The 11772-nt window shown below is 44.3% G+C and carries 14 protein-coding genes and 1 pseudogene; 12 read left to right on the top strand and 3 right to left on the bottom strand.

Annotated features, from left to right (window positions below):
• The first annotated feature begins 335 nt into the window (after positions 1-335).
• Positions 336-680, top strand: coding sequence for a hypothetical protein (locus C6P11_RS08680; RefSeq protein ID WP_135520379.1), 345 nt, complete (start codon positions 336-338; stop codon positions 678-680).
• A 37-nt stretch (positions 681-717) separates the two neighbouring features.
• Here the strand turns inward: C6P11_RS08680 and C6P11_RS08675 are convergent, their stop codons facing one another.
• A complete protein-coding gene (locus C6P11_RS08675) occupies positions 718-945 on the bottom strand; it encodes a DUF1471 domain-containing protein (protein ID WP_135520378.1) in 228 nt (75 codons plus the stop codon).
• A gap of 75 nt (positions 946-1020) precedes the next feature.
• Positions 1021-1329, bottom strand: a complete 309-nt coding sequence (locus tag C6P11_RS08670) for a hypothetical protein (protein ID WP_245299851.1) — start codon at positions 1327-1329, stop codon at positions 1021-1023.
• Between the two features lie 98 nt (positions 1330-1427).
• On the opposite strand from C6P11_RS08670, the gene C6P11_RS08665 reads away from it, so the two are divergent.
• The 8 genes from C6P11_RS08665 to C6P11_RS11005 all read left to right on the top strand — a co-directional run bounded on the left by C6P11_RS08665 (position 1428) and on the right by C6P11_RS11005 (position 8077).
• Entirely contained in the window at positions 1428-1994 is a 567-nt protein-coding gene (locus C6P11_RS08665; protein ID WP_135520376.1) for a hypothetical protein, read from the top strand.
• A 112-nt stretch (positions 1995-2106) separates the two neighbouring features.
• Positions 2107-2919 carry a Cof-type HAD-IIB family hydrolase gene (locus tag C6P11_RS08660; protein ID WP_135520374.1) on the top strand — a complete coding sequence of 271 codons (813 nt, stop codon included), beginning with the start codon at positions 2107-2109 and terminating at the stop codon, positions 2917-2919.
• A 123-nt stretch (positions 2920-3042) separates the two neighbouring features.
• On the top strand, positions 3043-3249 hold the full coding sequence (locus tag C6P11_RS08655) for a hypothetical protein (RefSeq protein WP_135520372.1): 207 nt from the start codon (positions 3043-3045) through the stop codon (positions 3247-3249).
• Between the two features lie 15 nt (positions 3250-3264).
• A complete protein-coding gene (locus C6P11_RS08650) occupies positions 3265-3495 on the top strand; it encodes a DUF2922 family protein (protein WP_135520370.1) in 231 nt (76 codons plus the stop codon).
• A gap of 122 nt (positions 3496-3617) precedes the next feature.
• Positions 3618-3866: a hypothetical protein gene (locus C6P11_RS08645; RefSeq protein ID WP_135520368.1), complete on the top strand. Its 249-nt coding sequence runs from the start codon at positions 3618-3620 to the stop codon at positions 3864-3866.
• A 1121-nt stretch (positions 3867-4987) separates the two neighbouring features.
• Entirely contained in the window at positions 4988-6607 is a 1620-nt protein-coding gene (locus tag C6P11_RS08640; RefSeq protein WP_167849557.1) for a peptide ABC transporter substrate-binding protein, read from the top strand.
• 17 nt (positions 6608-6624) lie between these two features.
• Positions 6625-7791: a metal-dependent hydrolase family protein gene (locus C6P11_RS08635; protein ID WP_135520364.1), complete on the top strand. Its 1167-nt coding sequence runs from the start codon at positions 6625-6627 to the stop codon at positions 7789-7791.
• Between the two features lie 115 nt (positions 7792-7906).
• On the top strand, positions 7907-8077 hold the full coding sequence (locus C6P11_RS11005; protein ID WP_167849556.1) for a hypothetical protein: 171 nt from the start codon (positions 7907-7909) through the stop codon (positions 8075-8077).
• A gap of 300 nt (positions 8078-8377) precedes the next feature.
• On the opposite strand, the gene C6P11_RS11495 is transcribed toward C6P11_RS11005, so the two are convergent.
• Positions 8378-8524, bottom strand: coding sequence for a hypothetical protein (locus C6P11_RS11495; protein ID WP_432430735.1), 147 nt, complete (start codon positions 8522-8524; stop codon positions 8378-8380).
• On the opposite strand from C6P11_RS11495, the gene C6P11_RS08630 reads away from it, so the two are divergent.
• The 3 genes and pseudogenes from C6P11_RS08630 to C6P11_RS08620 all read left to right on the top strand — a co-directional run.
• Positions 8515-9336: a DNA adenine methylase gene (locus C6P11_RS08630; RefSeq protein ID WP_245299852.1), complete on the top strand. Its 822-nt coding sequence runs from the start codon at positions 8515-8517 to the stop codon at positions 9334-9336. The genes C6P11_RS11495 and C6P11_RS08630 overlap by 10 nt on opposite strands.
• Before the next feature lie 6 nt (positions 9337-9342).
• Positions 9343-10755 (top strand): type II restriction enzyme, encoded by a 1413-nt coding sequence (locus C6P11_RS08625; protein WP_135520360.1) that lies wholly within the window; start codon positions 9343-9345, stop codon positions 10753-10755.
• Between the two features lie 156 nt (positions 10756-10911).
• Positions 10912-11772, top strand: a pseudogene (locus C6P11_RS08620) (hypothetical protein); the annotation flags it as partial.

The raw sequence follows: 11772 nt of genomic DNA, 5'->3' as shown, positions 1-11772 counted from the left end.
ACTAACAAAATATCATAAAAAAGAGCTCCTATGGTTTTCACCCAACGGGTGAAAGCGCAAAACCCGCTGAAACGGTATTAACTTGTCGTTTCAGCGGGTTTTTGTTTGTCTTGATGAATAATCCGGGCTTAAACAATATTGCTAAAAAGAACAACATTAACGTTTCTAAAGTAGCGGCAGAAGCACTTGAACAAATTGTTTTCGGATAACTATGAGAAAGCTTGATAAGTAATAAAATGCGATAGCTGAATAAACTATCGCATTTTTTGTTGTTTGAAAATTAGGTATAACCGTGATATATTAAGTTTAACTTAATAACAAAGGGGTAGATGCATATGGCAGATAAGCAGACTGAATATCGTATTTGGCACGGACGATTGTCATCTATGTTAGAAGGGGAAATCGAAGATATTAGATATGACGCGTTTAATGAATTTGATGCCAAAGTTGCAAGCGGATTGATTCCAGTGTTGGCGTTTAAGACAATGCAACGTGATTTCGTGTTGCCGATTATTCGTGATCATGGTCTGGATATGAGTGATTTTTATGATGCGGAAGCCAGTGTATTGGGGGCTGTGTCATTGTCAGATATCCGTTTCTGGGCTGGTTTAGCAAAGAAAATCGGTGTGAGTGCTGCCAATGGTAACTGGCGCGCACGTGACAACCGCATGTATGTATAAATAAAAAATACACCCCAAGATTGAGGTGTATGATTCACTAATTCTTCTTAACAGCATCGCCGTAAGCGGTGTAGTTTTCATCGCCCATCAAGCGAACGTTTAATACTTCATCAGCGCCAAGCTTGTCAGCTTCCTTGGCCAAATCGGCTAGTGCGTCGGTGGGTGACATGGCGATTGATGTGACGATTTGAATTGCCTCAAACCCGGCTGGAATATCACCGACTGTCATTGGCAATGAAAAATCTTTGTTTCCGAAAAGTCCCATAGTCGTGGACCACCTTTCTTCCTAATTGTTGCCTTCATTATACAAATTCCGGTGACAAAAAGGGTGGCTGGTGTCTTAGCGTGAAACTGCGATTTCTAGCGTGACGTCAATTTCACGACCCAAGGCATCATAGTGGCCATAAGTTGGGTACGTGGCAAAGAACCCAATTGCAGTTGGCGTGTCATCTGACAATTGGGCAGTCAGGTCACGAATTAATTGTTGCGTTTCCGCCAAGTCGAAGGGGATGTCGCGAATATCAGCATCCAACTCGACAGCTCCAAGAAAACCATCGATATCATTATCGGTGAACAAAGGCTCGCGTTCATAAAGGTAGGTATAAGTCATGCGGTTACCATCCGTCTGATTTTTAGTTAGTAAAGCCATTATAGCCCACTTTAGCCAAGGGTGCTTAATTCTGAAGAAATAAGCGCTTACATGGTAAAATGTAAGTACAAAAGGACGTGACTACGGAGGAAATGATTATGGTTGATGTTGCACACCAAGAAGCAATTGAGCAAGTTATTTTGAACTTGAAGGCCCAGGTGGCTGGTTTGAACCAACAAATCGAAGCCTTGTCTAGCTTGCTTGAAATGAAGACAGAAGATGTTGATATCCACGATGTGCCAGGTCAAATTAAGCGCGCAGCTACAGCGGTGGCTGGTACTGATCACTTGAACATGATTTTGGTCCGTGGTGAAAGCTACGAGATGCGTGAGCGCATGATTAAGGAAGCGTTGGATTCAGAAGTTCACGTAACTGGCGTTGAGCAATTTGTTGAGGACTACGAAGCCGGCTTGCGTGGTGGCCAAGTTGGTACACAAAAGTTCAAGGACACATACGATGATTACGAAGTATTGGTTATTGAAAACCTTGAGCAATTGGCTGGTGATAAGCCTAAGCTACAAGAACAACTCTTTGATCGTGTTTACCAACGTTCAGAAGAAGGCAAGTTGACCATCTTGTCAGGAAACGCAGCGTTCATTATCGGAAGTGAATCAGAAGAATACCTACACATGTTGAGTTTGGGAAAGAACGTCTTCGTGGGTTAATGATTAAGGGATATGCCAAATCGGCGTATCCCTTTCTTGTATCATTCAAATATTCTTGTCATACTAGTACCGAGGGAGCGGAGGAAAGCATAGAAAGACGGGGGGACTTTTGATGGCATTTCCAAAACTAATTGCAGTTGACTTGGATGGCACTTTCTTTGATAAGCACCAACAAGTGAATGCACACAAATTTACGAAGCTACTGGATTACTTGGATGAACGCGATTATCATTTTGTAGCAGCGACGGGTAATGATCGCGCGACGGTGGACCGCTTTTTGGCACCGTTCGTGGGGCGATTTGATTACGTCGTGCAAAATGGTGGCCAAGTCATCACAAAGGATAACAAGGAACTGGCCTTGCACAGCTTGTCGCGTGAGCACATGGAAATCGCGATGAAGGCGGTGGCAGAATCACCATTGTCACCGGGGCATGGCAATGTTTATAGCACGGCGACGAATGGCTACATGCTACGTGCTGATCAGGGGCAAGGTGAGCTTTATCACCACATGGTCGCTGAGTTCCCAAACTTGATTTTCATCGACAGCTTGGATGAAATCACGGAACCAGTCGTGAAAATCATTGTGAACTGGCCGGAAGTACACGCGGAAGCCTTTATGGCCCAGCTAAACCGTGAGTTAGCTGGCACCGCGCACGTGACCACGTCAGGGTTCGGCATGATTGATATCGTGGCACCGAACATCAACAAGGCTGTTGGGCTACAAGAACTCGGTGCTTATTATGGTATCGAACCGGCAGAGATGGCAGCGTTTGGGGATGGCGGTAACGACATTGAAATGCTACGTCTGGTTGGCCACCCCTTTGCGATGACCAACGCAGCTCAGCCGTTGTTGGACGAGTTCCCACCAACGGTTTCAGATAATAACCATGATGGTGTCTTGGACACAATCGGGACATGGCAATAACCAAAATTGGACGGCTTGAAAAAGTAGTCCTTTTTTGATGCGACAAAACGGCTAACTCATTTCGTTAGTATAGGTGTCGACAAAAACAGGTGGCCACCTAAATGAATTTGGAGGAATGACGAAATGACGGGACAAATGAAGGTACGATATGTGACGAAGGCAGCGGAGACGGAAGCTGAATACGTCCGCACGTTCAACGTAAAGGTTGGTACGACGGACGAACAACTGCGTCAACTTGGTCAGGTTATTGTGAACCTTGGTTTTGAAACGGATATCGTATCGATTTCGGCGACGGAAATGAACGCGTATGATGCAGGTTTGGCAGAATAATCGGAGGTAGTGAACATGAAGAAGTTGGATTTGGTATTTGAGGGGAAGTTTGCAAAGGTTGCTGGTGCGAAGGTGCACTTGAAGATGATGAACATTGATCCGGATTTGACGCCCGACCGTGTGAAGGCTGCTATGGCGGAGTTGGCATCATTTGATTTCTTGGTTGACGCCAACGGTGTACCAATCTATGGCAAGCCATTGGGCGCCAATGTGATTGAGACAATGATAGAAGAATTGGTTGCATAATTGTTAAAAGGACCGGTCTGAATAGACCGGTTCTTTTCGTATAGGGTGTAAAGCTAGGCAGAAGTGGGATAAAAACGGTATAATTTACTTTATGAAAGTGAAACTTACGAGAGGGGCTCAAGATGGTAACTGTAATTAAGCGTTATGAAGACGCACAAGTGATGGCGTTTGATTATTTCATCGAAGCCCACCATGATGTTTACGAAGATACTGGTCACATTGTCATGAAGTCAAATGGTGACATGGCAACTTGGCGTGCGGTTAATGATGGGGATGAAACTTATCTTAAAACAGCGCTAACGGCGTTGTTCGAGCGCCGTGACGAAAACGGTGGTGTCTACCCAGAACAAGTAGGCGCAGCAACTGCCTAGCGGGAGATTTAATCGAGCGGAAATTCTTGGCGACGAAATCGGCTAATCTTATCCCTCGTTTAAGTTTGGCGCCTTAATATGGCACGTGTTGAGAGGGAAACTCCTCAGCATGCCCATAGCAAACAACTACTCATACTGTTCAAGGCCCCACCTTGAACAACCCTACTCCTAAACAATTAGCGGACACCTGTCTGCTAATTCCAAACGTCACTGGATTGCCCGTCCGGTGGCGTTTTTTGTTGGAATAAATAGAAAATCAAAATTTAAGCTACGTTTCAGGAACTATTATTAATCCTTTAAGGTTTCGGCCTTATTATTAATCATGTCGAAAGGGGATAACCCTTACGACGCGAAACCCATAGCAATGAAAACATACTCCTGTTTTAAGGTTGATATCTTAAAACAATCCTACTCCTTATATGAATAACGAACAGATCGCTGATCGCCCAATCAGCTAGATCCGAAAACGCCACTAGTATCCCAGCTAGTGGTGTTTTTGTTTGGAAGAACTGGAGGGATTGATGGTGACCACAAATTAAGCTAACTTTCAGCCTCAGTTATTTCTGAGTTAAGGTTCCGGCTATATTATTAATCATGTCGAAAGGGGATAACCCTTAAGACAAGAAACCCATAGCAATCAACATACTCATACTCCCTTGTCTGAGAATCCCATCGAAGACAATCTACTCCTTAAAAATAACCAATAGATCGCCGACCTCCCAATCGGATTGATCCGAAAATGCCACTAGATTTCCCACCTAGTGGCATTTTTGTTTGGCGTAAAGCGTTTAATTAAAATTAAATTAGAAAATGGTGTTGACATTATCATTTAGGTTTGCTATTCTTAACACATCAAATAAAGCAGGAGGCATTATCATGAACAATTCAGTACACACAACAGCATATTCAGTTAATGCCTTTACGTCATTCGCGTTTTTCTTTTTTAAGAAGCGGTGAATGATGGCTTTTGAGCAAGCTAGCTTTCACCGCGATAGGTGAAGGCTAGTGGATTATTCGATTTTACACACGAGTAACGACTAGTATCTTCCGGATGGATACTGGTCGTTTTTTATTTTGACTAAAGCGCTTTAGTAACTCGCCAAACCATGAGGAGTTACGACATGAACACAAAGACACTAGCATTGATGACACTTGCAACGGCAACGCTTGGATGGATGGTTACACCAGCGGGGGATGTTGCAGCATCAGACAAGATTATTAATTGGACGCAATCAGCCGACTTGAGCACACTTGATCCATCTCGTGCGCCAGATGTGGCTTCATCACAAATTATCGACCAGTCAGGGCAAGGCTTGTACCGCGCTGGTAAGAACAACGAACCAAAGTTGGCGGATGCCAAGAAGGTCACTGTCTCAGAAGACGGTAAGACTTGGACAATCATCTTGCGTGACAACCTGAAGTGGTCAAACGGCGAACCTGTGACGGCGCAAGATTACGTCTACGGGTGGCAACGTACGATCGACCCAAAGAACGCTTCAACGTCAGCTAACTTGATGTATAACATCGAAAACGCCAAGGCACTCAATACCGGCGAACAAACTGACTTGTCAGCGCTAGGTATCAAGGCACTTGATGATAAGACGTTGCAGATTTCACTGGTTGCACCTGAACCAATGATGGCCAAGATTCTAACGGAAAAGGGCTTTTATCCACAAAACCAAGCTTTCGAAACTAAGGTGGGTGACAAGTACGATTCAACGGCAAAAGACACGCTCTATAACGGTCCTTTCAAGGTCGTGGGTTGGAATGGGTCGAACAAGTCATACCGCTTGGTGAAGAATAAGTACTACATCGATGCCAAGAAGGTGAAGCCAAAGGAGGTTCATTTCCAAACGGTGACCGAGTCATCAACTGGTTTCAATTTGTACCAATCAAACAAGGTCGATTACACCGAGTTGTCAGCAACGCAAATCAAAGGTGTGAAGAACAAGGCTGGTTATCACCAAATCAAGCAAGCGCGTACGCAAGATTTGGCCTTCAATGTGAAGACGGGTATCTTGTCTAACCAAACGGTCCGCCAAGCGATTCAACGTACCATCAACAAGGCTGCGATGGTGAAGAACGTTATGTCTGATCCAGCAACGATAAGCAAGACATTTACACCAGTTGGCATTGTGACGGACCCGAAGACAAAGACTGATTTTGCGAAGGTGAATGCGGTTAAGAACACGGGTTACAGCACCAAGGAAGCTAAGCGCCTTTGGCAAAAAGCAATGAAGCAAGAAGGACTTAAGAAGACGTCACTAACTTTGTTGGCTGACAATGATGATTCATCAAAGAACCAAGCCCAATTCTTGCAGTCACAACTAGAAAGCCACTTGCCAGGGTTGCAAGTGACAGTGAAGACGCAACCAAAAACAGCCCATGTGAAGGCGATGTTGTCATCACAATTCGAGATGGTGTTGGTGGGATGGAACGGTGATTACGCCGATCCACTAGCGTTCTTGGCTAACTGGCAAACGGGGGCCACGGCCAACTTTGGTAATTGGACTGACGAGAAGTACGACGCTGCGTTGACGGCAGCCCAAACAACAGACGTGATGGACAACGAAGCCCGCATGGCTGACTTGGGACGTGCCGAGAAGATTTATCAAACGCAGGTACCAGCAACGACACTATTTGATGTGACAAATTCAGTGATGATTAACCCTAAGGTAACTGGGGTTCAGATTAATACAGTCGGCGCAACGTTCGACTTTACAAAAGCAGTTAAGAAATAATACGTGGGGAAAATGATATGACAATTGTTAATTATGTTGGTGGAAATGTGTATGTGACAAACGAGGGGTTCAAGTCACAAACAGTGTCAGTTGATACGGTATCTGGTCAGGTGGTTGAGACCGTGCGTGAGGCTGATCAAACGGTTGATGTGCAAGGCAAGTATCTAGTGCCGGGGCTGGTTAATGCCCATACGCATATTGTGATGGCAGCTGACGGCCGTGAACGTGCGGGTCAAGATGTAACGCTGGATACATTGGTTGCGTTGCAGAATTTGCAGGATGCGATTGCAAGTGGGGTGACGACTATTCGTGACGCTGGATCAACGGATAATATCGATTTGAAGTTGGCAAGCAAGATTCGTCAGCAACGCCTGCAACTACCAGACATCATCGGTAGTGGCGCAGCGTTGACGATGACGGGCGGTCACGGGTCAAAGATCGGTATGGAAGTCGACGGTGTTGATGAAGTGCGTAAGGCAGCCCGATGGAATCTTAAGCACGGGGCGCAAACGATTAAGCTAATGGCAACTGGTGGCGTGACCTTGGATGGTGAACAACCAACTGACGAGCAATTATCATTGGAAGAGATGACAGCGGCGGTGCTTGAAGCACACCACAAGGGTAAGCCGGCGATGCCGCACGCACAAGGCACGCAGGGCATCAAGAATGCCATCTTGGCCGGTGTTGATTCAGTTGAACACGCGGTGTATTTGGATGACGAAACCATCCAAATGTTGTTGGATACGAATACGGCGATTGTGCCAACGATGGCGGCGCCTTGGCAGATGCTACAACATAAGGATGATATTCCAGCTTATATGTACGATAAGGCTTCAGCGCTGTGGGAGGCGCACCAACAAAGCATTCGTGATGCAGCAGCCGCTGGTGTGAATGTTGTGATGGGGACGGATGCCGGTACGAGTTATAACGATTTCAAGTCTGGTCCGGGTGTGGAAATTCGCTTGTTGGCAAGCGTGGGGATGACACCAGAACAAGTGTTGCTCGCATCAACGGTTCGTGGGGCAGAATTGTTGGGGATTGCTGACCGTGTTGGAGAATTGGTGCCAGGCAAGGATGCGGACATGTTGATTTTGGACTGTGATCCATTGCAATATTTGGCTGTGTTGACGGACGCACCACGCGTTATCAAGCGTGGTCAGGTTGTGACGGGGAGTTTGAATTAAACGAGAAAACGCCGTTAGTTGGGGACTAACGGCGTTTTTGCGTGAGCTGGAAACCAGCATGTTTTTGGGATGACGCGTAAAATTGATGTGATATTGAATGAAGAGGTGGACGGTGATGTATATCATTGAAATTAATGGTCAGTACGCACAAGACATCAGTAACGGCATGCCACGATTTGTCTTTGGCAAGTTTGGCGCCCGTCAGTTTTACAGCGAATGGGAAGCAAGGAATTACGCCAATATGAATGGGTACTATGGTTTCATGAATGTTGTGAGTGCGTACTAAATTAAGCTAACTTTCAGACCCAGTTATTGGTGCGTTAAGGTAGCAACCTTATTATTAATCATGTCGAAAGGGGATAACCCTTAAGACAAATCCCTAAGAATGACTCATATTCCCGTTTGAGAATCCCAACTCAAACTCCCTACTCCTTAAAATGCAGATCGCCAGTAACCCAGCTGGCTTGATCCGAAGACACCACTAATCGTTTCGATTGGTGGTGTTTTTGTGTTGTTAGTTGATCGATTTAAAAAAGTGATCAACAATTAAGATCCAATTTGACAGATAAGAGGATCGCACGCATGCTTAACCAACCAACCAACCAACCAACCAACCAACCAACCAACCAACCAACCAACCAACCAACCAACCAACCAACCAACCAACCAACCGACCAACCACCCAACCAACCACCCAACCAACCAACCAACCAACTAGGTGAGATCCGCCCATTTATTAAGTGGGTCGGTGGAAAAAGGCAGCTCCTTCCGGAATTGGCCAAGTATGTTCCCGAAAACTTTGGAACATACTTTGAGCCGTTTCTGGGTGGGGGTACCTTTTTGCTGTCTTTAGAACCAAATAAGGCGATTGTTAATGACTTCAATCCTGAGTTGGCGAACGTATGGCGTGTGGTACGTGATCAACCAGATGAATTGTTGGCTCAGTTGGTTGAACATCAAGCTAACAATTCTAAGGAATATTATCTTGATTTACGATTAACCGATCGCGATGGTCGCTTGGAACAGATGACCGAAATCGAGCGAGCAGCGCGTTTTATCTACATGATTAAGGTTGGATTCAATGGCTTGTGGCGCGTTAATAGCAAGGGGCAAAACAACGTCCCATACGGCAAATATAAGAATCCAAAGATTGCTGACGAGGTGGCAATTCACCGAGTTTCGGAATATTTGAATAATGCAGATATCGACATTTTGACGGGAGATTTTGAGAAGGCAGTAGAAAAAGCACAGACCGGGGACTTTGTGTATTTTGATCCACCATACATTCCAGCAAGTGATACAGCTAGTTTTACAAGTTACTCAAGTGAATTTGGTTACGACGAACAGGTGCGTTTGCGTGACTTGTTTAAGAAATTGAAGGATCGTGGCGTTTATGTGCTGTTGTCTAACAATGACGTGCCATTACTTCATGAACTATATGAAGGAGTCGGCGTGATTGAGACTGTTGAAGCACACCGATTTGTGGCCGCGAAAGCAAGTAGTCGTGCAAAAGTTTCTGAGGTGCTGGTACGTAGTTGGGGGTAAACGATCATGGCAAAAGTAAGAAGTAGAAAGCAAGATATCGCATGGCAATATTTATTTGACCGTTTTGACATTCCTAATCAAATTAAAAAAAATGGCGGATTTGAAATTACGAGTAGCGATATCAATAAGTACGTGCGAGAGTATTACGCCAATCGGCCTGATAACGCGCCGGATGCACGAAATTTGTTGAAGTTTGACTTCAGTAGTGATTTACCGGAAGTGTTTAAAGAGTCAGTTAATAAGGAAGTGTTTGGTAAGAAAGCCCAATTCTCATTAATGCCTATGGGGAAGGATCGTTATGAGATTTCAGACTTCAAGACTTTTGAAAATTTGAAATATGAAGTACTTGAACCAGTGCGCATGACGTTTCCTAAATGGATTTCTGGCATTCGTCCAGAGAGTCCGGAAACAATAAATAGCGAGGCGGTTGCACAATCAGTCGCTGAAATGAGTGGCATGTTGAAGTATGTCATGAATGATTTGGATGCTGATGTTGTTGCAACGCTTAGCGGTAAAAAGGGAACCGGATTAATCGACTTCCAGATTAGTCATTTTAGGGATGGGCAAACTAAATTTGTGATTGATGGTTGGCAATCTGAGATCGATGGGGTGTATGAATCGCCCAGTCGTGTGTTGATTATCGAATCGAAGAAGAAGCGACCAGAGGATTTCAATATTCGCCAGTTATATATTCCAACGCGGATTTATCATGACCAAATGAAGTTCCCAAAGGAAATATATTCGGCGTATTTCACTTATACGGACGATGTGTTTTCGTTCCACGTTTATCAGTTTACTGATATCAATGACTTTAACTCGCTTAAGAAAATTCGAGAATATGAATTTGTATTTGAGGAAGAGTCGAAGCCGGTTACACGCGATACGTTGAAAATGCTATTAGCACAGGAACCGAATTCGATGGAACCAAGGCGAGAAGATGGTGAGTTGGTACCGTTTATTCAGGCCAATGACCCGGAGAAAATATTTGAAATTCCAGTTGTATTGAGTGGCAAGTCGATTCAAAGTGAGCAAGGTGATGTCTTTTCTGTTGGAACGAAAGAGTATCTGGCAGAATCGTTTAAGTTCGATATTCGGCAGTCTGATTATTATGCCAATGCAGCGGAGTACTTCGGATTAGCACAGAAGAAGGGTGGTTATTTCAAAGTTTCTGAATTGGGCAGCATGTTTATCAAGTGCGATTACAATACAAAGCTAGGGCTGTTTGCAAAGCAATTGATTCAGCGACCAATATTCCGGGCGATGATTGAGGTGTGGATTGCAACAGGACACTTGCCTGAAAAGAATATTGTTGAAGATTTGATCCGATTACATCGACCTGACATTGGTGGTAGCACAGTTCCACGTCGAGCTAGTTCTGTTAATTCGATTATGAATTGGTTTATCACGCGAATACAGTAAAAATGTGAAAGCCGGGCTTTTATGCTCGGCTTTTTTGTTGCCCGTTAATGAAGAATTTGTATTTAGTTAACGGGGTGATCGTTTTGTTAGTGAGTTTTGCTTCGATTTATGATCTAATTAAATAAAGACTATTTATATGGGGGTAGGTATAGTTGTATGGATTTTTTTAGATCTACGGTTAAGAAGCAATCTGATTCTTGGATTTTTCCTAGTGGCAAGGGATTGACACTTAGTGGAATTAACGCAGCTGGAATCGATACGTTTTCTGATGTTCCAATAAATTCAATTACACGTGAAGGTATTCAGAACTCTTTGGATGCTAAGGATTCAGCTTTGGATGGTCCGGTCGTGGTTAAATTCCAAAAACATGATATTCCATCTAGCGCCATTCCAGGTATCGGGGAGCTGAGAAATGTGGCTTTACCTGCAATGCGATCAAAGTGGGATAGCTCAGAAACAGCACAAGAATTTTTAAACACATATGAAAATGTCATCAACGAAGCAACGGTTCCGGTACTTCAAATCAGTGATTTTAATACCAAAGGATTGGCGGACAAAAATTGGCAATCATTGATTTTTGTCGCTGGTGATTCAGTTAAAGATGACGAAGCATCAGCCGGAAGTAAAGGTATTGGAAAATTTGCGCCATTCGCAGCCTCAAATTTACGAATGGTTTTTTATCATTCAATTTCGGAAGCTGAAGGTGAGCGTAGCATAGGTGTGTCACAATTAGTATCTTTTGATAAGCCAGCAAAAGACGAAGTGACTCAGGGACCGGGCTATTACTCTGCCAAAATGGAAGGTACAAAGTATCTACCAATGAGCGGAGACTTGCCATTTGCGATTAATCGAAAGATAAATGAAAAAGGAACTGACCTTTTTGTAGTTGGCGGCGCTGATGTCAAGATTATGGACAGGTTTTTTCGGCACCGAGAGGTGCCGGACTCCGAAAATTTTTCAAAACCCGGATTTCAGCTTAAAAAGGCGTCATTTCTCGGTGTTTTTGTAGGTAGAACA

The sequence above is a fragment of the Weissella confusa genome, from assembly GCF_004766315.1.
Classification (GTDB): domain Bacteria; phylum Bacillota; class Bacilli; order Lactobacillales; family Lactobacillaceae; genus Weissella; species Weissella confusa_A.
This window is presented reverse-complemented; position numbering and strand designations above follow the sequence as displayed.